The following is a 26421-nucleotide window of genomic DNA, read 5'->3' on the forward strand; positions in this document are numbered from 1 at the left end:
CCGTTGCCCGAAGGGTCCGGACCGGATGCCCTCTATCGTTCCTCCCGCCGGGTACCGAGGCGGCCGGGCTGTCGGGAGACTGACCGCATGGCCGCCGTAGTCAGGCTCACCGAGAGCAACGTGACCGCCGAGCCCGGCAGCGAGACCAGCTGCTCGGTACGGATCCGGAACGCGGGTCCGGTCGTCGACCGGTTCGCCGTCGAGCTGGTGGGTGCTGCATGCGACTGGACCGACGTCGAGCCGTCCGTGGTCAGCCTGCTGCCCGGAGCCGAGAGCCAGGTAGTTCTGACGTTCCGGCCACCACGTAGCTCGGCCGTCGGCGCCGGAAGCATGCCGTTCGGGGTCAAGGTCCGCTCGTCCGAGGATCCGGAGTCCTCCCGGGTCGAGGAGGGCGAGCTGACCGTGGCGCCCTTCACCGACTTGGGTACCGAGTTGGTTCCGCGTACCTCACGGGGCAGCCGCACCGGCCGACACGAACTGGTGGTGGACAACAACGGCAACCATCCCCTGACCGTCGAGATCCACGCCGCTGACCCGGATCGGCTGCTGGATTTCCGGATCTCTCCGGCGTTGCTCGACCTCGCGCCGGGAACTGCGACCTTCATCAAGCTGCGGGCCCAGCCCACCCGCCGCTTCCTGCGCGGCGACAACCGAACCCTGCCGTTCCAGGCGTTTGTCACCGCGCCTGACGTGGAGGCCACCACCGCCGACGGGGCCATGCTCCAGCACGCGCTCCTTCCCAAATCGACGATGAAGGTGGTCGCCCTGACGCTGGCCGTGGTGGCCGCCTCGGTTGCACTGTGGTTCACCGTGCTCAAGCCGCAGGTGCATTCGGAGGCCACCAAGGCGGTGCAGCAGCAGAGTGCACAGCTCTCCGCCGAGGCGAACAGTGCGAAGCAGCACGCCGCCGAGGCGCAGGCGCAGGCCAGCCGGGCGGCCCAGTCCGCACAGCAGGCAAAGGCGTCGCCGAGCGGAGGGGCGAGCCCGACGCCGAGCGGTGCCCGCGGCGCTGCTGCGGGCACCCTGGCAAACAGTGACTCGAAGACAGCCATCGACTTCCGGATCACCACCAGCGTCGCGCCCGGCCGGCCGGGTAGCTTCACCACCGCCAGCCACGATCAGCCGAAGAAGACCGTCCTGTGGATCACCGACATGGTGCTGCAGAACCCGCAGGGCGACACGGGCACCCTGCAGGTACGTCGCGGCCGGATCGTGCTGTTCGAGTTCGGCCTGGCCAACTTCCGGGACCTGGACTACCACTTCGTCCAGCCGCTGCGCTTCACCAGAACCGATCGCATCACCCTCGCGGTGGACTGCCAGAACCCCGGCGCCACCAAGTGCACGCCGTCGGCCTATCTGGACGGGCAGCTGGTCAAGGGCTGAGCGCGATGGACGCCGTGCGGTCATGCTGATCTGGCACCGCTCCGGCACCTCGGCGCGATCTGACCGGCGATCGACGCGGGCCCGCGGAACGACGATCAGTCGACGGACACCGGCAGGCTCGCGTAGCCGCGCAAGTTGAACCGGTCCAGCAGTCGCGGCGTGCCGGCGATCGACAGCCGCGCCAACCGGGTGGCGAGCATGGAGAAAGCGAGCTCGCCTTCCAGCCGGGCCAGTCTCGCGCCCAGGCAGTAGTGCACCCCGCCGCTGAAGCTCAGCGGATCGTTGACTAGCCGTGCCGAGTCGAAACGGTCCGGTTCGACAAACCGGCTCGGATCCCGGTTGGCGGCGGCGATCAGGATGATCACCGCCCCTCCGGCGGGCACGGCGGTACCGTCGATCTCCAGGTCGCGAGCGGCTCGCCGAGCGGTCATCTGGACCGGCGCCTCGCACCGCAGCAACTCCGTGACGAACGCCGCGGCCCGATCCGGGCGACGTCGCAGTCGTGTCAGCTCGGCGGGGTGCTCGACCAACATCTGAAAGCCGTTTCCCAGCAAGCCGACGGTGGTCTCGAACCCTGCCAGCAGCAGAAACACCGCGTTGGCCACCAGTTCCGCCGAGCTGAGCGGATCGTCGGCAGTCGCGTTGCCGGCCGCCATAGCGCTGATCAGGTCGGCTCGCGGACTGTCTCGCCGCCGTTCGAGCAACCAGTGAAAGTACTCCGACAGCGCGAAGGCGGCCCGGTCCGCCTTCGTCAGCTCGGCGCGGGGCCAGTCGGGTTCGAGAGCACGCGCCAGCTCGGCGATCAGCTGGCGAAGCCGGGGTCGGTCGGCATCGGGCACACCCAGCAGATCACCGACGACGTTGACCGGCAGGGGGAAGGCGAACTCCGCCATGAAATCGACCGAACCGCCGCCGGCGCCGAGCGCGACCAGGCGGTCCAGTAGCCGACCGATGCGGTCCGCGACCAGTGGCCGCAGCGCATCGACACGGTGCGCGGTGAACGCCTGGCCAACCAGCCGGCGCATCTTGTCATGCGCCTCGCCGTTCACCAGGATCATCGCGTCGCCCAACAGCCGTCGTGACGGCATCGTGCGCCACAACGGCGCCACCATGTCGAGGTGCTCCGCGTCCTCGACCAGCAGCCGGCGATCCCGTAGTGCGACGCGAGCGGCGCTGTGCCCGACGACCAGCGTCGGACCGTCGGGACCGCACAGCACCGAACCCTGTTCGTGCAGACGCCGGTAGATCGGGTACGGGTCCGCACGACCCGCCGTGGACAGCAGCCGCGCCGCCAACCCCGCTCCGGCCGCGGTCATTTCGGCCCCGCCGGCGGGGGATCGTCGACGGCACCGGTGACGAATGCGGTGAACGTGCGGACGAAGCCGGAAACCGCAGCCTGGTCGACCTCGCCGCATCGGTACGAGGCGACGACCTCTCCGGTCGAGCCGGCAGGCAGTCGCAGTTCGAGTTGGAAGGCGAACCCGGCGCGGTGCGGCATCGGCCTGCTCAGCTCGGCCCGGCACCCGGGCAGGTCCAGCAGCGGCGGTTCGGTCTGCTGGACGACGAACAGATTCGGAACCACCGGACGACCGAGGTCGGCGCGCGGCCGCAGACACTCGATCGCCTCCGGGAACGGTACGGCTTGGGTACGCAGCCCGCGGTGCAGCGCGCCCCGCGCGGCATCGACCAGCGCCGCCGGGCTACTGCCGGGGGCACACGCAGCCGGAGGCACAGCAAACCGATCAGGCAGCCGACCGCGTCCTGGGAGGCGGGATCGCGCTGCACGACGGGAACGGTGACCGGTATGTCGTCTGCGCCGGTGAGCTCTGCAGCCGCTGCCGCATAGCCGGCCAGCCCGACGACGAACGGGGTGCTGTGCCGAGCGGCCGCGACCGCGTGGCAACGGCGGGTCTGGTCGGCATCCAGCCGGCGCACCAGCAGCCCGGTCGAGTCGTCGGGCCGGCCGGGCGGCGCAGGCAGGGTGAACGGTGGTGTGTCGTGCAACTCGGCCGCCAGGTCCGCGCGCAGTGACCGCAACCGGGCTTCGTCCACCGGTGTTGCCGTCGGCCACGGCTGCTGCTCGGCGTACCACCCGGTTCCGACTGACCTACCGGCCACCTCGGCGCGGTACGCTGCGGCCAGGTCCCTCGCCACGATGTGCTCCGACCAGCCGTCGAAGGCCACATGGTGCACGGCAAGCCCGAGCAACGCGCGGTGCCGATCGGCACCGGTGACCAGTACGACTCGCCAGGCAGGGCCCCGGTCGAGGTCGAACGGTTCGTTGAGGACGGCGTCCAGCCGCGCCGCGGCGGTCTGCTCGTCCTGGCACCGCAAGAGGTGGAACTCCGACTCGGTCGGTGGGACTGTCCGGGCCCGCGCGAAGGGCGGTTCGGTCGGGTAGCGCGCGTGCAGGGCCGGGTGCCGGTGGTGCACCCGGCCGACGGCCCGCCGCAACGCCGCCACGTCGACGGTGCCGGTGATCCGCCACACCAGAGCGCAGTGCCACGCCTGCCGGTTGGCCGCATCGACGGCCTCGGTGACCAGGAACGCCGCTTGGGTAGGCGTCAGCGGCCGCTCCGCCGGCACAGCGGGACTCGGCGGCTGGCCGATCGCGGCCGCGCGGTCGAGTAACTCGGCCAGGGCGTGCGTCGTCGGGCGGGCCAGCAGCTCGTCCACCGCGACTTTCACGCCGAAGCGGTGGCCCGCACGAAAACACAACCGCAGCAGAGCAAGAGAGTCGGCGCCCGCGTCCACCAACGAATCGTCCGGCGAAGCCACGTCGACGCCGGTGCACTCGCGGACGAGCGTCCGTAGCTCCGCTGGGACCTGCACGGCCGGACGCCGCTCGCCCGGGCCCACAGCGGCCGGCGCATCGCCCGCCACGCCGCCGGACACCGTCCCGGTGGGTCGCTGCACCGCCGATGCCGCCCTGGCTCGTACCGCCGCTGTATCGACCTTTCCGTTACCAAGTAAGGGAAAACTCTCCAGCTGCTGCCAATGCGCCGGTACCAGGTAGGCCGGCAGCCTGCGATGCAGGTAGGCCCGAAGCTCGGCGCCGGCCACCTGGCCGTCGCGGCTGCGGTAACAGGCAACCAACCGAACACTGTCCGCGCCCGGCCCGGACAGTGCGACGACGGCGCACTGGTCCACCGCCGGATGCTCCGCGAGGTGTCGTTCGATCTCCGCCGGCTCGATCCGGTGGCCGTGTATCTTCACCTGCCGGTCGAGCCGCCCGTGGTAGTGGAACCGACCGCGCTCGTCGTGCCAGCCCAGATCGCCGGTACGGTAGCAACGCATCTGCTTCCCGCCGACCTCGATGGAACCGAACGCCCGACGAGTCGACTCCGGGTTACCCAGATAGCCAGGCGACAAGCGGTCGCCAGTCAGGCAGATCTCACCGACCTCGCCCGGCTCGCAAGGGCGATCACCGTCCAACACGTGCACACCGGTTCCGGCAACGGGTGTACCGATCGGGATTCCCGTGGACAGGTCACAGTCGTCCAGCGAGACCAGGTGCATCGTGCTGAAGACGCAGTTCTCCACCGGGCCATAGCCGTTGAACAACCGGACACCCGGATGGGCGCGCAGGAACTCCCGGACGTGGTCGACGGACAACCGCTCGCCGCCGGTCGCGACCTGATCGAGACCGGTGAAGGCCCCGAGGTCCTCCTCGACGAACAGGTTGAACAGCGAACTGGTCAACCACACGGTATTGAGCCCGTCCCGCGCCACACCCTCACGTACCTGGCCCGGGGACAGGTGCTCACCTGCCGGCAACAGGCAGCTTCCACCGTTGCACAGCGGCCCCCACAGCTCCAACGCGAACGCGTCCCAGGGCGGCGCCGCCGCCACCGTCATGACGGTGGCGGAATCCAGCCGCAACGGCATCGCGCCCGGCGCAAGCAACGCCGCCAGCGCCCGGTAGGTGGCGGCCACGCCCTTCGGTTCCCCGGTCGATCCCGAGGTGAAAAAGGCGGTGAACACCGCATCGGGAGCCACCGCGCAAAACGGAGTCGGTACGCGCAGAGCGCCGGCGTCCAGGTCGTCGAGCTCCGGCGGGCACCAGCCCCGCTCGACCCGCCACGGTTGGTCGGTCACCACGACGGGCGCGTCCAGCATCGAGCAGACTCGCCGTACCCGCTCGTCCGGCCAACGTTCGTCCAACGCCACGTACCCGGCGCCGAGCCGAAGGATCCGGCAGAGGGTGACGGCGAGTCTCGGCCCCCGGGGCAGCAGTACCGGAACCAGCGCACCGGGCCGAACACCTCGGGTGGCGAACTCCTGAGCCGTCGGGTCGCCGCCCGAGATGCGCGTACGTAGCCGAATCATCGCGGCGCGTCGGAGTTCAGCACCCACTGCTTGCCGAACTTTCCGGATGCCTTCACACCATCGACGCCGAACTCGATATCGCCACTCTCCCGCAGGTACCTGCCCGGAATCTTCGCAGCCAGCCCCTCGGCCGTCTCCACATACTCCACATGCACCCGGACGCAGGTACCGAAGGCCTGCGCGCTGATGGCGACGTCGGCATTGGAGTCGAGGGAGTGGACCCGCACCGGCAGTCCGGCCACCATCGCCACCGGACTCAGCTTGAAACTTCCTATTCGTCGTTTAAAACGATCGTCCTTCAGTAGTGTGCCCACCTCCTTTCGCGCCTTTTTCAGCTGATCCCTCTTGTCTTTGTAGACTTTGTCGAATCTGTCGTCCGCCGCGGTCAGCTTGGCGACCGCCTTCGCCAGCAGATCCTTGGCTGGACCCGCCGCCTTCGCATCTAGGCTGTTCGCCTTTCCCACCACCTCCAGCACCTTGAGATGGTGGTCGTCGACCGTTTTCGAGTGCCACTCCTCCAGCTCGCTTTCCAGCCGCTCCCACCGCCGACTGACCTCATCCTCGTCCACCGCGATGATCGAGTACTGGGCAGCAAATCCGACCACCACCGAGACTCCGAAATCCTTTTCGTACTGGGCGAGCTGATTTTGTTGCAACCTCGACCTGATCTTCATTCGGACCGCCTCGTCGACTTCCTCGCCCGGATGCCGCAGCTTCCAGCGGTTCTCCTCTTGCGCGACGAAGAACCTGTTCTGCAGCGCCTGGTACTTAGCCTCCAACCGAGGGTCTTCCGAGGCGATCATCTGCTCGGCGATATGTTCGGCCAATGGCAGCGGATTACCGCCGAAGGCAGTAGTGGTCGCGCCGCTGTTGTGCTGGAATCCATGCTTGGCAATCATGGATTTCACCGCTTCGCTGAAGCGCCCAGCCTGCCGATCCACGTTGGTGCCGATGTCCACCTTGAGGTTTTCGCTCCTTGTCCCCAGCTCCCGCAGTCTCTGCGCGGGATCGGTCTGCTGTTTCTGTACCGCATCCGGGTATTTCACGGTTTGCGCTGCCTCGACGCGGGCGCGCAGACGCTCGATTTTCTCCTTGTAATAGCGGACGACGTACTGTTTGACGTCTTCGTCCACGAGCATCTTCAGTTCGTTCTTTGCTTTCCGGCTAAGCGGCTCCGAGGTGTCCACCTTGGCACCTTGGCTCATTTCGTGTTCTATCGCGGCCTTATTCTTCTTGGCCGCGACGTCATCCGCGCCCATCATGCGATACATTCGTATCCATGAGATGTAGCCGCCCACGTAGCGACGAGACTCGACGGTCTTCCAGTCGAATTTCCACCGCCGCTGCTCGGGAATTCCCTCAAGGCTGCCAATCTCCTCGGTGCTGATGCTCATAGACTGTTTCTGATTGGCGTTGAAAGTCTCCTCCAGGTGATCAACACCTTCCATGACCCTCTTCGGCAGCTCGGAGATCTGCTCCTTGGCAAGGTTTCCAAATTCCATCGATTCCCCTTCGGTGTTCGTTCGGCGATTCGGTCTGCTCGACGACTACTCTGCGGGTCCTTCGTCGGGAATCGACTCCTGTTCCTTCTCGATCTGCGCAGTCAACGCTTCCATCTCCGCCACCAGCGCCAACGTCTCGGCCTCTGCCGGCGATGCCCCGGACTCACCTACTGGATCCGTCATTCCGCTCTTCCCTCCACCTCACGCTCGTGTCGCCACGGATATCGGACTGGCTAACCGACCGGTTTCTTGGGTGCGGACACCAGCACCACGCGTATCTGTTCACCGGCACCGGCGGAGTCGACTTCATCGGCCTCGTCGGCTGCCGTGAGTTCGGTCGCGGTCTGCTCGGCCAGCTGCGGTTCCACCTTCGACAGCGCGCCATCGATGACCTTGTCGAGTTCGAGGTCGGAGTCGTCCAGTTCGATGTCGAGATCATCGACGGCCGGCGACCCGGCCGCGGCGGTCGCTGAGGCCGTCGGAGTGCCCCCGCCGCCCGCCATCGTCGAGTCCCCGGCCATAGTGCCCGTCGCGGCTCCCGTCACCGGCCTGGCCGCCGACTCAGGTTTGGCCGGCGCGGGCGCCGGCTCGGTGCGACGGGCACCAGCGGCTTGGGGGCGGAGCTGTACTGGCGGACGAGCTCGGGGTGTTCGTCGAGGTACTTGTCGACAAGAGGCAACAGCTCGAACTTCACCCTGTTGCGAGTGACCGGACTGGTCATGATCTCCTCCGGGAGTGATCGTTGTTGCGGTCCACGGCGGGTGGACCGCCAGCGGACGCGGGTAGAGCGACACCGGTGCGCCGAGGTTCGCTCGACCAGGTCTGCGGCTCCACGCCGGCCGCCACTCGGTAGCGGGGCCGCGGTCGGCCGCGCAGATCACCTGGCACCAGGCCGTACACGGCGACATCGACCCGGCCGGCCGGCACCGAAGCGGCGTTGCGCAGCACCCCCTCGGCGGTGAAGCCACAGGCCTCGGCCACCGCCCGCGGCGGCCGGTTGCCGACCGCGGCCGAGATCTGCACCCGGTTGAAGCGCACGACCGTCAGTACCCAGTGGCTCATCGCCAGCAGGGCCTCCTTCGCGTACCCCTGTCGCAGCGCCCATTCCGCCGCAGTCGCGGAGACCTCGGTACTGCGCTCGCTCCAGTCGGTGCGATGAAATCCGGTAACCCCGATCAGCCGGCTGCTGGCCCGATCCTCTGCTGCCCAACAGATCCCGTCGCCGGTCAGCCTGATCTCCGCCGCAGTCCGGGTGCACCACCGAGCCGCGTCACCGTAGGTGTAGGGCTGTGCGGCGATCGACCAGCGGCGCACCAGGTCGTGGTTGAAGATCGCCTGATGGGCATCCACGTCCGTCTCGGTGTATGGCCGCAGGAGCACCCGTTCGGTGATGAGCACGACGTCGGGAAAGATCTGGGCGGCCGGGTGCCGCTGGGAGTCGGTCGGGTGGCGAGGATCGTCGACATCGTTGCTCATGGCACCCCTTCCCCGATCAGGCGGCGCGGGCCGCCAACCGTTCCGCGACGACCTCCGCGACGATCTCTTCCAGCTCCGCCCGCTCCGGTACCAGCTTGGTCAGGTCGGCACGTCCGGACACGACCTGCTCGGTGACCTGTCCGGTGACCCTTTCCACCGGAGACTGCGGCGACGCGGGCGCGGGCTCCTGCGCGACCTTCTGCGCCGGCGGCGGGACAGGTGCAACGGGTGCGATACCGCGAATGACGGGCATCCAGCCGTCCAGCCAAGTGGTGAGCAGCGCGAGATCGGTCTGCTGGGGCCAAGCCGCGTAGTAGTGGTCCAGACTCCGCCGAAGCAGATCGCGCCAGTCCTTGCCGAGCAGGTCCCGCTGCTCCTTCGTGACCCAGCTGAAGCTCTGCGGCGTCTCCGGTGGTGGCGGCGCCACGGGGGGCGCGGCGTAGTTCCCGGTCAGGGTGGGCATCCAGTCCCGCAACCACTGGGCGAGCTGCGTGTCGTCGGCCTGTTTCCACTCGGCCCAGGACCGATCGATCCGGCTCCGTATCGTCTCGCGCCAGCCGTCGCCGAGCGCGGCGCGGGCTTCGTCGCCGACCCAGGTGAAGCTCTCCGGTGTGCCCGGCGGCGGCGGTGCGGCCGGCGCCGGAGCGAAGTTGCCGGTCAGGGTCGGAATCCAGTCGTCGAGCCACCCCACCAGTTCCTCGGGCCCGCGGTCGGACCACCCCGCCCAGATCTGGTCGAGACGCGCCGGCACCGTCTGTCGCCAGTCCGCTCCGAGCGCCGACAGTGCGCTCCCCTGCTCGGGGGTCACCCAGTCCAACCGTCGTACCGACTCGGCCCGCTCGCGGCGGTCCTCGTCGATGCAGTCGGTCAGGATCCGTCGCCGCTTGTCCTCGTCCAGAAGCCACTCGCGGCGTTCGTCCTCGTTCGTGATCCTCTCGTCGACGTGGACGAGGAACAGTCGCAGAACGCGAAGATCCGGGTCGGTATCGACGCGTGTGTCATCGAGATCGAGCGTCGTCAGGAAGTCCGGCCGGCAGACCCGCTCCCACTCGGGCTTCTCGCCGTCCTGCTCGACCCACTGGAAGTGTAGGTATTCGAACGGTCGCTGCAGCCATTCCAGGTAGTCCTCGACTGTCCACTCTGGGGTGGGCGGATTCGGCATGTGCTTCCCCTCCACTTCCCTCGCCCCGTGGGCCGCTTCCGCGCCCCGGGGCGTACCTGCTCGAACCGTAGGCGTGGCCACAGACGCCGCGAACGTATGTCCGCGCAGCCCGCTGTGCACTGGCGGTTGCGCTTTGGTGCAGCCCGACGTAACAGCGGCCGCGGGCCGCTTTCGAGGGGCCGATCGGGCAGCCGTCGGTTCCCGAATGGGCGCCTCAGCGTGGCTGGCCGAGGGCGGATCGGCAGCGGTTACCTGGGCGCCATGCCCACTCCTCTGATCGCCGCCGGCGCCACCCTGGTCTGTTCCATGGGTTCGGCCCCGGGAACTCTCCTCGTCCCGCCCGGAACACAGGTCCTGATCGGTGGCGCTGCGGCCGCGGCGGTGACGGACACCGCGACGATGGCCAACGTTCCTTCCTTCGGAATGTGTCGATCGCTCGGCAATCCGGAGGTGGCCAGCGCCACCTCGTCGGCCCAGGGCGTACTCACCCCGCAGCCGTGCGTGCCAACGGTCCTCGCCCGGTGGCTGCCAGGCGCTGCGACCGTGTTCGTCGGCGGTAACCCCGCGGTCGATCAGACCTGCACCTGCGCCTGCACGTACGGCGGGATGGTCTCGGTATCCCGGCCCGGGCAGGAGACGGTTCTCGGCTGATCTGGTCGGTCGGCAACAGACCCGCCGCGCAAGGCACTCGATAAGTGCACGTTAAGCGTTACTCGGAGACTGAACGGACAACCATCCGGCACCCAGGAGGCTTGAGATGGCCAAACGCGTACCCGTTCATGTCCGGGCCATGGATCCGATCTCGGTGGCGGGGCTCTCCGCCGCTCTGCGCGGCCACCCCGAGATCGAGATCATCGAACAACAGGCGGTCACCGCCGAGACGGTCGGACTGGTTGCCGCGGACTCGCTGACCGAACCGGTCCTGGCCCTCGTGCGGTCGATGCGCCGGCTGGGCTGCGAACGCTTCGTGCTCGTCACCACCACCCCACAGGACATCGATCTGATGGCCGCCATCGAGCTGGGCGTGTCCGCGATGGTGGCACGCCAGGAGGCCACCACGAACAGGATGGCCCAGCTCATCATGATGACCGCTTCCGGTGAGGCCGCCATGCCTGCCGATGTCCTCGGCCGGTTGTTACGGCAGGTCTCCCGGCTTCAGCACCAGGTGCTCGCGCCGCGTGGGCTGAGCGTCAGCGGGATGGCCGACCGGGAGATCGAGATCCTCCGGTTGGTCGCGGACGGCTACGACACCCGCGATATCGCAAAGAGGCTGGCTTACTCCGAGCGTACGGTCAAAAATGCCCTGCACGACATCACGACCAGGTTCCAGCTGAAGAACCGTTCGCATGCCGTGGCCTATGCGGTGCGGGAAGGGCTGATCTAATCGATCGGGTCGATCCCCAGATCGATGAGCATCTCCGTGTACTCGGTGCGGGCGCGGCGGGCTGCCGCGCTGTCCCCTGCCCGTTCATAGCCCTCGATGAGCAGCCGCCAGGCGGGGTCGTGGAACCGATCTATCCGCAATGCGTGCTGCGCGGCCTCCACCACCCCGTCCTGCTCGGAGAGAAGCGACAGTGCTGCGGCCAGCGCGGTGGCTGCGGTCACGGCCTCGGCCCGCAGGCTGCGACGTTGCTCCACCAACCACTCGGCTGCTCCGTCCTCGGGCAGCAGCTCACCGGTGTATGCAGCGACTGCCGCCCGAAGCGGCCCGACGGCCGCTGCCGGGCCGCTGGTGCGCTGCCGGCGCCAGGCGGCCATGGCGGCGCCGAACCGCTGCACATCGTGATCGGATCCACGTGGCAGCGTCAGGTGGTACGCGTCCCCGCGGCGTTCGAGCATCGAACGCTGCGCACGATCGCGGCCCGGCTCAAGGATCGAACGAATCATCGACACGGCCACATGTACGTTGCGGCGTGCCGACTCGACGGACACCTGCGGCCAGAACGCCTCGTGCAGGGTCTCCACGGGCACGTCGTGCCCAGCCCGCAGCGAGATCAGCCGAAGGACCGACCGCACCCGCGGCCGCAGCGCCTGCCACCGCAGCGGCTGCCCGCCGGAGCTCAGCTCGTACCGGCCGAAGCACCGGATCGACACGGCTGGCGACCGCGCCGACCATGCCGCGGACGGTGGTGTGAGCGGCTTGGTACTCGCCGGCACGACCATGCCCAAGGGAATGCCCACGCTCGCTGCTGCTGCATCGGCCTCGACGCGGAGCCGTGCCGCCTCTGGCCGGCCGCGTTGGGCGGCGTCCCGGGCAAGGGCGACCCGGGCCCAGGCGGCGATCACTCCGGCGCCCAACGCCATCGCCTCTTCGATGCAGGAGAGCAGGCTGCGATGCCGGAGCTGGCCGGCCGCACCGCGACCGATCACGACGGCGAGTCGGGCCAACAACGCGCCCCACCGGTCACCAGTCTCAGCACACTCCAGAGCCAGCCGCTCGGCCCGCTCGAGCAGTTCGGCGTCGCCCGACAGGGCGCGGGCCGCCCGGTCCAATCGGCACAGCCACAGCGGTTCGGTCGGCGCGGGCTCGGCGACCGGATCGGTGGGCCCGCGCCCAGGCGGCTGTACACTCCGGTCGATCGCCGTCCGAAGCAGCTGTGCCAGTTGTCGGATGACCGGCGTTGCCGACCGACTGGCGCGATCCAATCGGACCCTCGCCCGTTCTTGGTTGCCACACAGCAGCTCAGCCACCCCGCCCACCAACGCATGCCCACCGTCGGCAGTGTCGGCGGCATCGGCCAACTCGGCCACGCGGGCGGGCCGTTCTCGCAACGCTTCACGGAGCATTCGGGCCCAGTGCTCGTCGACGAGGGGAGTACGCACTGGATCCGGTGACGCCCAGGCATGGACGAGTTGGCGCTCCACCATGCAGGCCCGCCGCGCTGGCCCTTCGGGAAGTTCGGCCAGGGCGGCGTCATAGTCGGCAAGAGCGGCGGCCAACCGGCCCCGGTCGAGGTTGCCATGGGCAGCAGCCACGCGTCGCCATGCGTCCGGCCGCGGCTCGCCGGCAGCCGGCTCCGCTTGCAGCTCAACGGCTGAAGCCCGGCGCATGCCGGCATCTGGTTCGCTGGCCGACCCGGACGATTCGGGCTCCGCCCCCGCCAGCCCGCTCTCCGCCAACAGCCGGCCCACCTGCCGACAGCGGTCGGAGAACCCTTCGGTACCGATCAGCTCGGTCAGCTCCGCCTGTAGATAGCTGCGCACGAGCGGAGGTACGCGGTACCCCGCCGCTGGGCTGTCGAGCCGCGTGATGAAGAAGTTGCGTCCGGCGAGCCAGCGCAGCACCGCATCGCTGTCCCGACGATCTAGCAGCTGGTCGCACACAGTCGGGTGAAGCACCGGCAGCGGGCTACTTCCCACCAGCAAGGACCGGACATCGTCGGTGAGGCTCGCCATGACCTTGGCCGCAAGAAACTCCCTCAGTGGGCCATCGGCACTGGCCAGCGTGGGCAGCACGCGAAGGCGGTCGGCCCCCGAGCGACCGGCGGTGATGCTGTGGAACGTATGGATTGCCGCGATCCAGCCCTCGGTGCGCCATGCCACCTCATGTACCTCGGCCTTGCTCAACGGTTCCGCATAGACGTCGCGGAAGAGCTGCTCGACTTCGTGCCGGCGAAACCTGAGCTCGCGGGTGCCCAGCACCGTGGTCTCACGCATCATGCGGAGATCGCCGATACATTCGACCGCACCGAACTGTCCGGCAAGCAGAAACCGGACGGTGGCCGGCAGCCGGTGGATGAGCTCAGACACCGCTGTCTGTGCACCGGGCGTGAGCAGATGGACGTCGTCGACGACGATCGCCAGCGGTTTGGCGGTGTTCTCGGCGAGGGTGGCGAGGTACTCGGTCGACAGCGATCGCCGCCGTCTGCTGCCCGTCAGGTCTCTCGCCGGTGTGCTCGAGACCACCGCCAAACGGTTGGTGGCAGCGCTCCTGTCGACCACGCCCCAGCAGACTTCGAAGCCGCGCATCAACAGTGTGCGGGCGAACTGGGAGAGCAAGGTCGTCTTGCCCGCTCCGGGTTCGCCGGTGATGACCACGGATGAGACAACGGCTTCGTACGCCGCACCGAGCAGCCGGTCTCGGCGAAGCTCCCAGGGTTCCGCGGAGCCCGTTCGCATTCCGGGCGCGCGAGCGTTGCCGTGCACGTTCCCCCTCTGGTGAGTTGGTCGGACGCCCGCAGCCCGCTACCCAGCGATCGCGCAACAGGCGCCGTGATGCCACCCCCTTGGGCCAATGCAGAACCACCCGACGCAGAATCACCGGAAATGTTCAGATGACGCACTTGTTCAACGACCGTCCGGCCGCGACGAAATGTGATATTCGCTACGAGGAGCGCACGAAGTACTACGAAGAGTGGAAGTCCGGTGGAGGCAGTCGGTGGATCGTCGCCGCGTCGGCCTCTGCGGCGTCTACATCTACGGCGACAACTCCGGGCACGTGGTGGAAGCGCCGCTCGGCTACGTCGTCAACCCGCTGGTGTCGATCCTTGCTCGGGTCGTGGTGCTGCGGGAACGGCGGCAGTTGCAGTGGGCGGCGTCGGCGTTCGGTGTCGCGGCGGTCGCCGTCATCACTCTCGACCATGGCCGGCCGCCGTGGATCACGCTGGCGCTGGCCGGCTCGTCAGGGCTGTACGGGCTGGCGAAGAAGGCACTGCGGCTGCCAGCGACGCGCGGCCTGTGCGCCGAGTCGGCGGTGCTGGCGCCGGCGGCCGCCGGCTACCTGGGATACCTGGCATTCACCGGCACCGGCACCTTCGGCGCCGGCTCGATCGGGCATACGCTGTTGTCGGCCGGCACCGGTGTGCTGACGACCGTTCCGCTGCTGTGCTTCGCCTCGGCCGCGAACCGGCTGCCGTTGTCGTCGGTCGGCGTCGTGCAGTATCTCGCGCCGATGCTGCAACCCGGCTGCGGCCTGCTGCTGTTCGGTGAGGCGATGCCACCGGCCGAACTGATCGGTTTCGTGCTGGCCTGGATCGCCCTCACGGTGTTCACCGGCGTCCTCGTCCGTCATCATCGCCGTACCGCTCGCACGCTGTCCGCCGCACGCGCGGTGCTCGCCGAGACGACCGAGGCCCGACCAGCCGCCACGCCCGCGCCGGCGACGAGTTGGACTGCCCGGATCCGCGGCGCCGGAGGTACGACCGTGCCGGGTGGCTAATCATGGGGTGGTGACGGTGCGATGTTGAAACCGCCCTATGGCGCGCGGCGCTACGAACCTGGTGCGCGCTGTTGCTGGCCGCTGTGGCGGGCGTGCTGGCGTGCCCGGCCGCGGCCGGAGCGGACCCGACGCACGGCCTGGGCGGCTCGCCCAGGCCGTGTCCAGCCGCGCGGACGGTGGCGCCGGTTGCGATCGGCAGCTGTACGACCCGGCCGGCGAGCTCGATGCCGCCGAGCGCGAAACGCTGCGCCGGGACGCGCGGCCGCTCGCCTCCGACGGCGCCAGGTTCCGCTTACGGATGCATGCCGCGCCCCCTGCTGGCGGGATCGATCGGGCCGAACGGACCGATGAGCGGGCGTACCCGAGCTGGACGGTCGGTGGCCGGCGCCGCGACAACCTGCTGGTCGTCGCGTTGTCGGTATCGCGGCGGCAGACCAGCATCTACTACGAGGAGCAGTGGAATGCCGCGCTCGACGGCACCTGGCGAGACATCGAGCCCACCTGGCTTGGTGCGCGGGAAATGACACCGCTTGACGGCGAGTTTCGACACCACGGACGGGCCGGAACCGTGATCAATGCGTGAGAGAAGTGACCGCACTTGCTGATCACTGCGGTCGGGTTGGTCAGCTCGTGCGTCGCTCGGCGCGGGCGCGGGTCTGGGCCAGCGGGAACGAGTCGGTGCCGGTCTCGATGATGGTGCCGCCGAAGGTGAGGCGATCGACGGTCGTGGCGCGGTCACCACCGACGAACAAGTGATGTCACCTCAGACCGACAAAACCGGGGCTGTTCACCCGATCCAGCATGACCGAAATCCGACGTGAACTCCTGGACCGGCCGAGCCGATACTGAAGTGGCCAAGCGGAGGGAGCGCGAGGTGCAGCACTTGCTGATCGTGGTATGCGGGGTGATCATCCTGGCTGCTGCCTGGTTCGGACGCGGCGACAGCGGCCCATCACGCTCGTCTGGAAGCGGGGAGCCCGCCATCACGGACTGCCCTGCGTGCGGCAGCGGCAGCATCCCGTGCAAGTGCGTCACCGACCCGCTGGACGACTGAGTCGACCTCGTCGCCGTACTGCACGGCTGGCACGACGGGCCGCCCGACATCATCTCGGTGCTCGCCTGTTCGACGCGGCCTTTTGTCCAGCCCCGGATGCTGTCGGTGGAGGCATGCGCGGTCGGGGTTGGCATGCCGCGGGTCGTGGTGTCGAAACCCGCGAACATCGACTTCACCCACGACAGGACTCGCAAGAAACGAGACCCGCCACAAAGTCTGACGCGCGACAGGCGACTCCACGGTCAGACCGGCCATGTCCCGCCCGTCGACTACGAGATCAACTACTCCCTGACAACCACAAAACCTCAGGCCACAACCACAATCCGAGATATCTACCCAAACCGGTGCGGTTCAGACAGGCCCGTTTCGGGTGCGTGGTGCTGTCCGGGGAAGGGGGAACGGCCCCGCGCACGCGGGCTGTTCCCGGAACCGTCATCGCCAAGATTGGCGACCTCGGGTCGTCCCCGCGCACGCGGGGCTGTTCCCGACGACATCGACTTCATGGTCCACCGCGACTAGGTATACCTAGGCCGTGCCGGGAAGGCCGGTAGGCATGCCTGGCGGCGTCTGGGTGTGTGTCTAGGTATCCGGCAGCGGTGAAGATAGGTAATCGATGCCGATGTGGGTGGCCCCTTACCAGCGCAGGATGAACACATACCTGATGACTGGTTTGGAGGAACCATGTACAGCAACCCGGAAATCATGCTCGACCTGGCCAACGGCTACCAGCAGGACCATCTGGAGGCGGCCGGCCGGGCGCGGTTGTTCGCCGCGCGCAAGCGTGGCGGTCACCGCCGTACGCGCCGGCACGCGACGCCGCGGGGCACCGCTACTGTGGATCCGTGCGCGGGTGGGATGGTAACGGTCCGATGATGGTCGGCCGCGATGGCGAGCTGCGTCGACTGGCGCAGCTGGCCGCGGCCGGCCGGCCGGAAGTGGTCGTCGTCGCCGGGGAACCCGGCATCGGCAAGACCCGGTCGGTCCAGTCGGGCTGGGGCGCACCGTGGCGTGACGCGCGGCGGGTTCATCCGGTCGGTAGCTGGTAGGCGGTGCCGCAGGGGTACCGCGGCCACCCGGACACCTCGGAGATGGCCCCGGGTCGGCGGCTGCGCCGGCCACCCGGATACCTCGGAGATGGCCCCGGGTCGGCGGCTGCGCCGGCCACCCGGATACCTCGGAGATGGCCTCGGACCGGCGGCTCTTGCGCCGCGCCGTCGACGGCGACGGCGCCGAGGAGCTGGGCAACGATCCGGAAATTTGCGAACCAACCCGGGCAAGCTTGACAGACTTCCCCTGCTCTGTGATTTTCAGTGACGTACTCATGACTCTGCGAACCGCCATGGTGCGCACGGGACGTGAGTACCGAACCCACCGCGTCGCCTGCCGGCCACGAGACCGGCCGGCGTCGCCTGCAGAATGGGGAAACCGTGACTACCAGCTGGATCCTGGCCTTCGACGCGGGCTGCCGATCATGCACCGACGTGGTGGATCGGGTGCGCGCCAGCACGAACGGCAAGCTCGACACCGCCGGCCTGACCGAGCCGCGGATCCGCCGCTGGCGGCAACAGGCCCTCGGCGAGGACGCGCCGTGGGCGCCCACCCTGCTCGCGGTCGACGGTGACGACGTCCATGCCTGGACCGGGCCGGCGTTGTCGCTGCGCCTCGTCCGGCTGCTCGGCATGGTCGACTCGGCGCGAGTCGTCCGAGCTCTCAATCGCGCCGACATCGTGCGGCATCCCAGTCGCCGCAAGCTACTCAAGGCGGTGCCGCTGCTGGGTCTCGGAGCGTTCGTGGTCTCCGGTGGCCTCGCCGCGCCGGCGATGGCCGCCACCCGGTCCAACAACGGTGCGGCGGCGAAATGGGCCCGCGCCAACGCCGGCCGGCTGCCCACCGCCTACCGGGAGTTCACCGCCTACCCGATGGCGTACCGCAGGGCGATGTTCAACGTGCTGCCCCCGGCGGCGCGCGTCACGCTCTGGAGCGAGCACTTCGCGCACTACCGGCAGACCCATCCGAGGCTGTCGCGCGCGCAGGTACGCGTGATCGACGACGTCGAGCGGTTGGCACCGCGAGTTCTCACGACCGGTCGGGGTCGCGACGACCTGCGCGAGTTGGCGACGGCGGCGGTCACCGCGTTCGGCGCTGAGGAGGCCCGGGCCCTGCTGGGCACCCTCGGTCCGCAGCAGGCCGCGCAGCCGACCGGCGAGCAGGGCCCCGTACCGGCGCTCGCCGGCGAGAGCCGTGCGGCTGCCGGCGATGCCGCGAAACCGTCGGTCGATCTGTGGTGTGAGCCGGTCGGACCAGACTGCGACACCAACTGCGAGGCCATCACCGGGTGCGACGATCTCTGTTACGGGCCCTGCGTCTGCAGTTCCAGCGGCTGCGGGGACCTGTGGCTCAACGAGTGCAACGGCCTCTGCGGCGAGTGAACCGCCCCGGCCGCACCTGACTGCGGCCCGCCGATGGCCACACCCCGCCTGGACGGCGACCCGGAGAGCGTAGCCGACCTGCGGGCACGGGCTCGCTGCCGCTGCAGGTAGCTGCCGGGCCAGTGCCTGCCCGGCATCCGAAGGTCGGCGTCCGGCGACGCCGGCCTTCGGACAGCCGACCGACGTAGCAGGCGGTGCCGATCTGGTAGGCGGTGCCGATCTGGTAGCGCGACAACTCGCGCTGCCAGGCTGCTCGACCGCGGCGCCGCTGAGCCCAGCTGCGTCCGGGGCGCACGCATGGGAGTGCCTCCCGGCTGCCGGGGACGGCGCCGGGAGGCACTCGGGTGCACGGTTACGGCAGGGTGAGGCCGTAGTCGTTGAACTCGCGCCACGCCGGGTAGAAGAACGTGGTCTGCGTGTCGCCGCCGGTCAACGTGCCGAGGGCGGTCGACCCGTTGTAGCCGGGGCCGCCGCTGTCACCGTGGTCGGAGTACACGTTGGTGGCGAACAGGTGGTAGATCACGCCGACGTCGAAGTTGACCGTCTGGTCCACGGCTTCGATGCTGCCGCTGGTCACGCCGGTGGTCGAGCCGCTCTTGACGACGTACTCACCCTGGGTCGGCTGACCGATGTAGCTGATCGTCTGGCCGGTGTTGACCTGGCTGGGGCCGCTGCCGCTGGGGTTGTCGATCAACCCCTCGTCCGCCCCGGGCGAGTAGCTCGCCACGACCTGCCCTCCCATCGGGTACCAGGTGCCGCCCAGGTTGGTGCAGTGCCCGGCGGTGAGCACCATCAACCGGCCGTTGCGCCGTACGTTGAACCCGTCGGAGCAGCGCGCCTGGTCGTTCTGGATCGCGTCGCCGCCGCGTACGTAGGTGCTGAAGTGGCCGGTGCTGTGCTCGACGCGTACCTCGCTGCCGTAGCGGCGGGCGGCGGCCAGTACCCGAGCCGCGCCCGCCTTCGGTGCCGAGTCGGAGATCGTGACGACGACCTGGTTGCGTGCCGTGTCGATGCCCCAGGCGGTGTCGGGTACCCCGGCGAGCCGGTCGAGGCGGTTCTTGGTACTGGTCAGCGACGCCGCGCTGTAGTGCACGACTCGGCTGCGCAGCCCGGCCGCCCGTACCGTGCGGGCGGCGGCGGCAGAGGTCACGGTGACCACTGCATGACCGTTCCGGTCCAGGTAGACGCCGCCGCTGCGGCTGCCGAGGCGGTGCGCGACCGTGTTGGCCTGCGGTACGGCCGCGGCCTGGACGGCGGCGGACAGCGGTGGGGCGGCCTGTGCCGGGGTGCTGCCGATGCCGGCGGCGGCCAGCACACCGACGCCGAGGATCGCGAGGCCGGCGAGTCTGCGATGCATGGAGAGCTCCTTTACTGGAGGGGATCAGACGGAGCAAACGGACAAAAGTATAGACACGCGCAAATAACTCAGAAAGGCCTTGGCAGGATCCCGCCACCGCGGCAGCACCGACCCGTCGCCGGTCTCCGTGGCCCGCGGCGCTGCCCGGCACCGACCGCACGCAATGTGGATCGGCGGCTTCCGCGCCACGTGCACGACGCGGCGAATGCGCGACGGCGAACCGGCCGACCGCGCGGGCGCTCCGCTGCCGCGCTACCAGCAGCACGCGTCCACCGGTCACGCGCCTCGCTCGACTCCGGGCAGCGACACGTCCGACGCGTAGGTTCTACCGGGCCGTTCGGTTCCCCGCGCCGTGCCAGGCCGCGTGCTGTGCCTGGAAGGCGGCCAGCTCGCGATCCAGCTCGTCCGCCACACCGGGGAAATCTCCGGCGACATCGGTGGTCTCCGCGCTGTCCTCGACCAGGTCGAACAGGGCGCGATGCACGGCAGCCGGCGGCGTCATCCCTTCCTGCGCGTCGTGGACACGCTTGTAGCGGCCACGGCGCACCGCCCACTGACCGTCGTGCGCCCAGCAGACGGCGCGCTCGTCGGGAGTGCCGGTCGGCCGCCGGAGCCGGGCGAGCTGCGAGCGGCCGTCCACGCCGGCCAGGTCCGCTGGCGCACCGTCGACCGCGTCGAGCACCGTCGGGAGTACGTCCATCATCAGGCCAACGCCACCATGGTCGACGCCCGCGGGTAGCCCGCGCGGCCAGGAGAGGATCGACGGCACCCGAATGCCACCCTCGAACACCGAACCCTTCGTACCGCGGAGGCCGCCGGTCGAGCCGCCGGTGTAGGAGACCTCCTCGCCGTCGAGCCAGTTGCGGCTCTCGGCCGACGGGCCGTTGTCCGAGGAGAAGAAGACGAGCGTGTTCTCGCGCAGGCCGCACCGGTCGAGGGTGTCGAGTATCTGCCCGATCGCGTCGTCCATCGCCGAGATCATGGCCGCCATGGTGTGGCGGCCGTCGGCGAGGTGCCGGAACCGTTCCAGGTATTCGGGCGGGGCGTGCAGCGGGTAGTGCGGTGCGTTGAACGGCACGTAGCAGAAGAAGGGACGCTCGACGTCGCGGGCGACGAACCGCGACGCCCGCTCGCCGATGACGGTGGTCAGGTAGTCACCGTTGAGCCACACCTCCTGGTCGCCATCCCAGAGGTCGTGTACCGGGTTGTGGTCGCCCCAGTAGTAGATGTGCGAGTAGTAGTCGACGCAGCCCGCGCGGAAGCCGAAGCTCTCGTCGAACCCGAAGTGCGCGGGACTGTACTCGGGTGCGACCCCGAGATGCCACTTGCCGAAGATCCCTGTCCGGTACCCGCGGCGACGAAGCTGGGTGGCCAGCGTCTCCTGCCGGGGCAGGCCCGGGGTTCGGCGGGTGCCGCCCAGGATGGTCTCGACACCGGCGTGCGCGGGGTAGCGACCGGTCAGCAGGGCGGCGCGAGACGGCGAGCAGACCGGCGAGTTGGAGTACCACTGGGACAGCCGGACACCGGACGCGCACAGGCGGTCCAGGTGGGGTGTCGGGATGTCGTCGGCGCCGAAACAGCCGACGTCACCGCGCCCGAGATCATCGGCGTACAGAACCAGGACGTTGGGTCGTGCCGCATCGGGCATGTCGTTCTCCGACGGTGTGTCGTTCATGGTGTCGGTCCTGCCGCGCGCTCGATGGCGGCCGGTCGCGCCTGGGCAGCCCGGATCCGCGCCACGTCGAACTTGCTCGTACGGTCGAAGGCGAAGATGCCGTTCTGCTCCTGGAAGACGTCGGTGAGCTGGGTGTAGCAGTATCCGAACATGTCCGGGTCGTTGAGCAGCGCGGCCACCAGGCCCTCGAACCGCGCGTGAAACTCCTCGACGCTACGTACCCGGTCGCCGTACCCCCACGACTCGCTCATCGACTGGGCACGGCCGCGGGCCGCGGGATTCCACCAGATCCCGCCGAACTCGCTGACGAAGAACGGCTGCCCCCGGTACGGGATCGACCACGGATCGCCGGTGTCGTCCGAGCGGTTCAGGTACGGGTCGCCGGCGGCCAGACCAGCGTGGTTCGCGGCGAAGCGCCGCGGATCCTGCTCGTAGTCGTGGCTGTCGTAGACGTCGGACTCGGCGATGCGATGGGCGTACCCCGAGGTGTCCAGCACCGGGCGCGAGGTGTCGAACGCCTTGGTCGCCAGGAACATCCCGCGCATCACGTCGTCCAGCGCGGTGATGCGGTCGCCGTACTGCTGCCACGTCTCGTTCATCGGGCACCACCCGATGATCGACGGGTGCGAGTGGTCGCGCTCCAACACCTCGAGCCACTCCTGGACGTAGGCGGCGTCGGGTTGCTGGTTGGTGGTCTGCCCCTGGTCGGTGTTGCAGCCCCAGTCGCCGAACTCGCCCCACACCAGGTAGCCGAGCCGGTCGGCATGGTAGAGGAAGCGTTCCTCGAACACCTTCTGGTGCAGGCGTGCCCCGTTGAAGCCGGCGGCGAGCGACAGCTCGATGTCGCGGACGAGGGCGGCGTCGCTCGGCGCCGTCATCAGGCTGTCCGGGTAGTAGCCCTGGTCGAGGACGAGCCGCTGGAAGACGACCTCGCCGTTGAGCCGGACCTGTTTGCCGGTGATGGCGACCCCGCGCAGCCCCGCGTACGACTCGATCTCGTCCACCACTCGCCCGCCCGAGTCCCGCAGCTCGATACGAAGACCGTACAGGTACGGGTCGCCGGGAGCCCACAGCCGTACCCGGTCGGCCGGCAGTACGAGGGCGGCGCGGGGCGCGAGGTCCAGGTCGGCACGGACCTCCGCGCTCGCGACCTCTCCCGCGTCGTCGGACGCGATGACCCGGACGACCCCGCCGGCCAGGTTGCCCGACAGCGGTACCACCACGTCGAACGAGTGGCCGGCCACGTTGGGCGTGATGCGCGGGCGGCGTATCGCGGTCTGCGGTACGGGTTCCAGCCAGACCGTCTGCCAGATTCCCGTGGTGCGCCAGTACTTCCCGGCCCGGGGAGCGTAGTCGCGGGACTGCTTGCCGCGCGCCTGCCAGGCGTCCGGATCGTCGCGGGCGCGGACCACCAGCGGCACCTCGGTACCGGCGGGTGCGGCGTCGGTGATGTCCAGGCTGAAGCTGCTGAACCCGCCGCGGTGCCGGCCGACCTCGCTACCGCCGACCCACACCGTGGCGTCGTGATCGACCGCGCCGAAGTGCAGCAGTATCCGGCTGCCGGCCCACGCGGCCGGCACCGTGATCGTCCGCCGGTACCAGACGGCACGCATGAAGTCCAGCTCCGAGACGCCAGACAGCGTCGTCTCGGGCGCGAAGGGTACCAGGATCTCCCCGGACAGTGGCCGGTCGACCATGCCGCGCTCGACCCCGCTGTCTCCGTGGTCGATCTCGAAGCCCCAGCGTCCGTTGAGGTTCAGCCACCGGTCGCGCCGGAACTGGGGGCGCGGGTACTCCTGGCGCGGCTGCGATGCGTCGTCCATCGGCGGGCTGCTCTCCGTGTTCGGGCGGGTCATCATGCCCTCGGGTCGTGGAATCGCAGGGTCACCAGTTCGAAGGGGCGCAGCAGCAGGTCGACCGCGGCCCGGGCGTCGTGGCGCGGACCGCGTCGCTTGCGACGGGCCGTTCGAGCAGGTCGGTGGTCGTCAGCCGGTCCCAGCCGAACGAGGTCCGCACCATCGCCGAAGATCGGTTGCCATGCGCCTCGTAGAGACGCACGACGACATCACCGCAGCGGTCCTCGGCCAGCTTGACGCTTTCGACCACGACCGCCGGGTTGCTCACCTCGATCAGTGGCGCCACCGGTGTGCCCGTGGTCGGTCGTGGTGGCAGGTGTCGTGCGTACCCGTCGGTGATCGCTTCGGCGACCCCGCCGGGGCGGAGGCTGACGGTGAACTCGTGGCTGCCCTGGTCGGCCGACGGGTCCGGGTATCGAGGTGCCCGCAGCAGCGAGAGCCGCACGGTGGTCATCGGCCGGCCGTCGGGTGCGTGGGCGTTGCGGACGTCGTGGCCGTACACCACGTCGTTGGCGATCGCGACGCCGTAGCCGGGCTCGCCGACCTGGATCCATCGGTGCGCGACGGTCTCGAAGCGCGCGGTGTCCCACGACGTGTTCTGGTGGATCGGTCGGTGCAGGTGCCCGAACTGGATCTCCGAGGTCGCCCGGTCGGCCCGGACGTCCAGCGGGAAAGCCAGCTTGAGCAGCTTCTGAGACTCGTGCCAGTCGATCCGGAAACCGTACTCGACGACGCCGTCCACGAGCCGCACCGTGACCTCGATGGTCGTGGCGCCCACCTCGTGACGTACCAGCACCGCGTCGTCGACGAGGTCGACCGCGACGGGATCGAGAAGGTCGCGCCCGCTGCGCTGGTCCTCCTCGTTGATGTCCCAGGCGTCCCACTCGCGTGGCGTGTCGCGCAGCAGTTGCAGCACGCCGCCCAGGGTCGCGGCGGGCAGCAGCTCACGGTCGGCCACCCGGTCCACGACGGACGCGAGCGCACCGTGCCGCCCGACCTCGACGCGCAGCAGCGGGTCCTCCAGGACGATCCGGTCGCCGTCGCGCCGGGGCCGTACGGTCGCGGGCGGTGTCACCGGCCCGATGCCCATGCCGGGCACCCCGGTACGGGAGTAGGGCCCGGCGTTCGCGGCGATCGGTGTAGTCCCGCCCCCGCCGAGCGCTGCCAGGCGGGCGTCGATCAGCGCGGTCAGGTCGGCGGCGACGCGCTCGTAGTTTCGCTCGGCCTCCTGGTGCACCCAGGCGATCGACGTCCCCGGCAGGATGTCGTGGAACTGCTGCAGCAGCACCACCCGCCACGCCGCCTCCAGCGCGTCGTACGGGTAGGGCGTGCCGCGCAGCACGGCGGCGGTGGTCGCCCACAGTTCCGCCTCGCGCAGCAGCGCCTCGCTGTGCCGGTTGCCATGCTTGCCACGGTGCTGCGAGGTGAGCGTGCCGCGGTGCAGCTCCAGATACATCTCGCCCACCCAGACCGGCGGCGCGGGCAACTCCGCCTCGGCGCTGCGGAAGAAGCTGTTCGGGTCGCCGAGGCGTACCCGGGGCGACCCGTCGAGGTCCCGCTTGCGTTCCGCGACCGCCAGCATCTCGCGGGTCGGCCCACCGCCGCCGTCGCCCCAGCCGAACAGCCCGAGCACGTGTCGGGCCGCGCCCTTCTCCCGAAACAGCCGCTCGCCGCGGTCGAGGTCGTGCGCGCCGAGGTCGGAGTTGTACGTCTCGGCCGGCGGGAAGTGGGTGAACAACCGGGACCCGTCGATGCCCTCCCACAGGAAACTCGAGTGCGGCATCGCGTTGATCTCGTTCCACGACGGCTTCTGGGTGAGGAAGTAGCGGGCGCCGGCCGCCCGCGCGATCTGCGGCATGGCGGCCGTGTAGCCGAACGAGTCCGGCAGCCACACCTCGTCGGTCTCGACACCGAACTCCTCGGCGAAGAACCGCTTCCCGAGCACGAACTGCCGTGCCAGCGCCTCTCCCCCGGGCATGTTGGTGTCCGACTCGACCCACATGCCGCCGACCGGCCGGATGCGCCCGGCCGCCACCGCCGCCCGGACCCGCTCGAACAGCTCGGGCTGGCTGTCCTTGAGCCAGGCGTACTGCTGGGCCGAGGATGCGGCGAAGACGAAGTCCGGGTCGCGATCGATGAGGTCGAGGACGTTGGCGAAGGTACGCGCGACCTTCCGCACGGTTTCTCGTACCGGCCACAGCCAGGCGCAGTCGATGTGCGCGTGGCCGACCGCGGACACGATCAGGGAACTGCTGGCGGCGTTGCCGGCGAGGGCGGGTGCCAGTGCCCGGCGCCCGATCTGCGCGGTGCCGGGGATGTCGTCGGGGTCCATCGCGTCGACCATGCGTTCCAGGGCGTGCACGATCTCGGCGCGGCGGGCGCCGTCGGGCGGCAGCACGTCGACCAGACCGTCGAGGGTCACGATGTCCTGAAGCAGGTTCCACACCATCGGGTCGCGCCGCGCCACGGTCATCTCGGCGAGCCGGTAGCGCGGTGTCTCGCCCGCGGTGGCCCGGTCACCCAGGTGCGTCGGCTCGTACTCGTAGGGCACCTGGATGACCGGGTTCGCGGCGGCCTCGACCAGCAGGCGGAACGGCCCCGGCTCGGGCAGCGGTACCCAGTTGTTGAGCGGCTCGATCCCCTTGACGACCGTACCGTCCGGCCGGTAGACGGTCGCCTCGGCCTGGAAACCGGGCTGGTCGCCGGTGAAGCCGAGATCAACCACGAGCTCGGCCGCACCCGGCGCCCAGTCCGCGGGCACCTCACCTCGCACGTCGAACCACACCGTGTCCCACGGCCGCCCCCACTCCCGGCCGAGCTCGAACGGCTCGAACGAGTGCCTGACGGCATCCGCGAACGGTACCGGCTCGCCGCCGACTGGCCACGCGCCGATCCGTACCGGGCGCGGGTCACGGTAGACCGCAGGCGTGATGCGAAACCTGGTGAACCGCCGTACGCGCAGCATCGCGAGCGCGACAGCGTCGTGTCGGGTCCGGCCGTTCGGGTTGAAGTCGTCGACCACAGTGTTGTTTCCCCCGGT

Annotated in this window: 23 protein-coding genes; 9 read left to right on the top strand and 14 right to left on the bottom strand. The window is 69.4% G+C overall.

The features are described 5' to 3' along the window. Positions 1–3: 3 nt before the first annotated feature. A complete protein-coding gene (locus tag Athai_RS23250) occupies positions 4–1383 on the top strand; it encodes a COG1470 family protein (RefSeq protein ID WP_203963455.1) in 1380 nt (459 codons plus the stop codon). 95 nt (positions 1384–1478) lie between these two features. Here Athai_RS23250 and Athai_RS23255 read toward each other — a convergent pair whose 3' ends face one another. The 8 genes from Athai_RS23255 to Athai_RS23290 form a co-directional block, all read right to left on the bottom strand. Then, positions 1479–2678, bottom strand: coding sequence for a cytochrome P450 (locus Athai_RS23255; RefSeq protein WP_203963456.1), 1200 nt, complete (start codon positions 2676–2678; stop codon positions 1479–1481). A 17-nt stretch (positions 2679–2695) separates the two neighbouring features. Then, positions 2696–2881: a hypothetical protein gene (locus tag Athai_RS23260; RefSeq protein WP_203963457.1), complete on the bottom strand. Its 186-nt coding sequence runs from the start codon at positions 2879–2881 to the stop codon at positions 2696–2698. Between the two features lie 8 nt (positions 2882–2889). Then, on the bottom strand, positions 2890–5712 hold the full coding sequence (locus Athai_RS23265; protein WP_203963458.1) for an AMP-binding protein: 2823 nt from the start codon (positions 5710–5712) through the stop codon (positions 2890–2892). Further along, positions 5709–7214 (bottom strand): hypothetical protein, encoded by a 1506-nt coding sequence (locus Athai_RS23270; RefSeq protein ID WP_203963459.1) that lies wholly within the window; start codon positions 7212–7214, stop codon positions 5709–5711. The genes Athai_RS23265 and Athai_RS23270 overlap by 4 nt, the downstream gene beginning before the upstream one ends. 45 nt (positions 7215–7259) lie before the next feature. After that, on the bottom strand, positions 7260–7397 hold the full coding sequence (locus Athai_RS23275; protein ID WP_203963460.1) for a hypothetical protein: 138 nt from the start codon (positions 7395–7397) through the stop codon (positions 7260–7262). A gap of 50 nt (positions 7398–7447) precedes the next feature. Further along, the gene (locus Athai_RS23280; protein WP_203963461.1) at positions 7448–7717 is read right to left on the bottom strand and encodes a hypothetical protein; all 270 of its coding nucleotides are present in this window, start codon (positions 7715–7717) and stop codon (positions 7448–7450) included. 214 nt (positions 7718–7931) lie between these two features. Then, a complete protein-coding gene (locus Athai_RS23285; protein WP_203963462.1) occupies positions 7932–8690 on the bottom strand; it encodes a GNAT family N-acetyltransferase in 759 nt (252 codons plus the stop codon). A gap of 16 nt (positions 8691–8706) precedes the next feature. Continuing rightward, positions 8707–9852, bottom strand: a complete 1146-nt coding sequence (locus Athai_RS23290) for a hypothetical protein (RefSeq protein ID WP_203963463.1) — start codon at positions 9850–9852, stop codon at positions 8707–8709. Between the two features lie 219 nt (positions 9853–10071). Between Athai_RS23290 and Athai_RS23295 the strand changes: the two genes are divergently transcribed. Then, entirely contained in the window at positions 10072–10503 is a 432-nt protein-coding gene (locus tag Athai_RS23295) for a DUF4280 domain-containing protein (protein ID WP_203963464.1), read from the top strand. Between the two features lie 106 nt (positions 10504–10609). Further along, a complete protein-coding gene (locus Athai_RS23300; RefSeq protein ID WP_203963465.1) occupies positions 10610–11236 on the top strand; it encodes a helix-turn-helix transcriptional regulator in 627 nt (208 codons plus the stop codon). Here Athai_RS23300 and Athai_RS23305 read toward each other — a convergent pair. Further along, complete coding sequence (locus tag Athai_RS23305; protein ID WP_338028184.1) at positions 11233–13971, bottom strand: AfsR/SARP family transcriptional regulator; 2739 nt, start codon at positions 13969–13971, stop codon at positions 11233–11235. The genes Athai_RS23300 and Athai_RS23305 overlap by 4 nt on opposite strands. A gap of 259 nt (positions 13972–14230) precedes the next feature. On the opposite strand from Athai_RS23305, the gene Athai_RS23310 reads away from it, so the two are divergent. Together Athai_RS23310 and Athai_RS23315 are read left to right on the top strand one after the other, a co-directional pair. Then, positions 14231–15010, top strand: coding sequence for an EamA family transporter (locus Athai_RS23310; protein ID WP_203963467.1), 780 nt, complete (start codon positions 14231–14233; stop codon positions 15008–15010). 157 nt (positions 15011–15167) lie between these two features. Next, entirely contained in the window at positions 15168–15593 is a 426-nt protein-coding gene (locus Athai_RS23315; protein ID WP_203963468.1) for a hypothetical protein, read from the top strand. Positions 15594–15633: 40 nt separating this feature from the next. Here Athai_RS23315 and Athai_RS34885 read toward each other — a convergent pair whose 3' ends face one another. Continuing rightward, positions 15634–15762 carry a hypothetical protein gene (locus Athai_RS34885; protein ID WP_275422532.1) on the bottom strand — a complete coding sequence of 43 codons (129 nt, stop codon included), beginning with the start codon at positions 15760–15762 and terminating at the stop codon, positions 15634–15636. Positions 15763–15884: 122 nt separating this feature from the next. On the opposite strand from Athai_RS34885, the gene Athai_RS23320 reads away from it, so the two are divergent. From Athai_RS23320 to Athai_RS23335, 4 genes are all read left to right on the top strand, one after another. Continuing rightward, positions 15885–16064 carry a hypothetical protein gene (locus tag Athai_RS23320; protein WP_203963469.1) on the top strand — a complete coding sequence of 60 codons (180 nt, stop codon included), beginning with the start codon at positions 15885–15887 and terminating at the stop codon, positions 16062–16064. A gap of 681 nt (positions 16065–16745) precedes the next feature. Then, positions 16746–16937, top strand: coding sequence for a hypothetical protein (locus tag Athai_RS23325; RefSeq protein ID WP_203963186.1), 192 nt, complete (start codon positions 16746–16748; stop codon positions 16935–16937). After that, complete coding sequence (locus tag Athai_RS23330) at positions 16937–17110, top strand: ATP-binding protein (RefSeq protein WP_203963470.1); 174 nt, start codon at positions 16937–16939, stop codon at positions 17108–17110. Before Athai_RS23325 ends, Athai_RS23330 begins: the two co-directional genes overlap by 1 nt. 381 nt (positions 17111–17491) lie before the next feature. Then, positions 17492–18493 carry a bacteriocin fulvocin C-related protein gene (locus tag Athai_RS23335; protein WP_203963471.1) on the top strand — a complete coding sequence of 334 codons (1002 nt, stop codon included), beginning with the start codon at positions 17492–17494 and terminating at the stop codon, positions 18491–18493. A 352-nt stretch (positions 18494–18845) separates the two neighbouring features. Here the strand turns inward: Athai_RS23335 and Athai_RS23340 are convergent, their stop codons facing one another. The 4 genes from Athai_RS23340 to Athai_RS23355 all read right to left on the bottom strand — a co-directional run bounded on the left by Athai_RS23340 (position 18846) and on the right by Athai_RS23355 (position 26403). Next, on the bottom strand, positions 18846–19850 hold the full coding sequence (locus Athai_RS23340) for a S1 family peptidase (RefSeq protein ID WP_203963472.1): 1005 nt from the start codon (positions 19848–19850) through the stop codon (positions 18846–18848). 325 nt (positions 19851–20175) lie between these two features. After that, complete coding sequence (locus tag Athai_RS23345) at positions 20176–21525, bottom strand: sulfatase-like hydrolase/transferase (RefSeq protein WP_203963473.1); 1350 nt, start codon at positions 21523–21525, stop codon at positions 20176–20178. Beyond that, positions 21522–23348, bottom strand: a complete 1827-nt coding sequence (locus Athai_RS23350; protein ID WP_203963474.1) for a glycoside hydrolase family 2 protein — start codon at positions 23346–23348, stop codon at positions 21522–21524. Before Athai_RS23350 ends, Athai_RS23345 begins: the two co-directional genes overlap by 4 nt. A gap of 61 nt (positions 23349–23409) precedes the next feature. Further along, positions 23410–26403, bottom strand: a complete 2994-nt coding sequence (locus Athai_RS23355; RefSeq protein ID WP_239157116.1) for an alpha-mannosidase — start codon at positions 26401–26403, stop codon at positions 23410–23412. Positions 26404–26421: the final 18 nt, after the last annotated feature.

The organism is Actinocatenispora thailandica (assembly GCF_016865425.1).
GTDB lineage: Bacteria > Actinomycetota > Actinomycetes > Mycobacteriales > Micromonosporaceae > Actinocatenispora > Actinocatenispora thailandica.

What these genes read in the sequence shown, in the direction of transcription:
- Athai_RS23270 (WP_203963459.1), bottom strand. Translation starts at nt 7,214, where the DNA reads ATGGAATTTGGAAACCTTGCCAAGGAGCAGATCTCCGAGCTGCCGAAG.
- Athai_RS23275 (WP_203963460.1), bottom strand. Translation starts at nt 7,397, where the DNA reads ATGACGGATCCAGTAGGTGAGTCCGGGGCATCGCCGGCAGAGGCCGAG.
- Athai_RS23280 (WP_203963461.1), bottom strand. Translation starts at nt 7,717, where the DNA reads ATGGCGGGCGGCGGGGGCACTCCGACGGCCTCAGCGACCGCCGCGGCC.
- Athai_RS23300 (WP_203963465.1), top strand. Translation starts at nt 10,610, where the DNA reads ATGGCCAAACGCGTACCCGTTCATGTCCGGGCCATGGATCCGATCTCG.
- Athai_RS23265 (WP_203963458.1), bottom strand. Translation starts at nt 5,712, where the DNA reads ATGATTCGGCTACGTACGCGCATCTCGGGCGGCGACCCGACGGCTCAG.
- Athai_RS23260 (WP_203963457.1), bottom strand. Translation starts at nt 2,881, where the DNA reads ATGCCGCACCGCGCCGGGTTCGCCTTCCAACTCGAACTGCGACTGCCT.
- Athai_RS23345 (WP_203963473.1), bottom strand. Translation starts at nt 21,525, where the DNA reads ATGAACGACACACCGTCGGAGAACGACATGCCCGATGCGGCACGACCC.
- Athai_RS23305 (WP_338028184.1), bottom strand. Translation starts at nt 13,971, where the DNA reads ATGCGAACGGGCTCCGCGGAACCCTGGGAGCTTCGCCGAGACCGGCTG.
- Athai_RS23290 (WP_203963463.1), bottom strand. Translation starts at nt 9,852, where the DNA reads ATGCCGAATCCGCCCACCCCAGAGTGGACAGTCGAGGACTACCTGGAA.
- Athai_RS23330 (WP_203963470.1), top strand. Translation starts at nt 16,937, where the DNA reads ATGGTCGGCCGCGATGGCGAGCTGCGTCGACTGGCGCAGCTGGCCGCG.
- Athai_RS23325 (WP_203963186.1), top strand. Translation starts at nt 16,746, where the DNA reads ATGTACAGCAACCCGGAAATCATGCTCGACCTGGCCAACGGCTACCAG.
- Athai_RS23350 (WP_203963474.1), bottom strand. Translation starts at nt 23,348, where the DNA reads ATGGACGACGCATCGCAGCCGCGCCAGGAGTACCCGCGCCCCCAGTTC.
- Athai_RS23285 (WP_203963462.1), bottom strand. Translation starts at nt 8,690, where the DNA reads ATGAGCAACGATGTCGACGATCCTCGCCACCCGACCGACTCCCAGCGG.
- Athai_RS23340 (WP_203963472.1), bottom strand. Translation starts at nt 19,850, where the DNA reads ATGCATCGCAGACTCGCCGGCCTCGCGATCCTCGGCGTCGGTGTGCTG.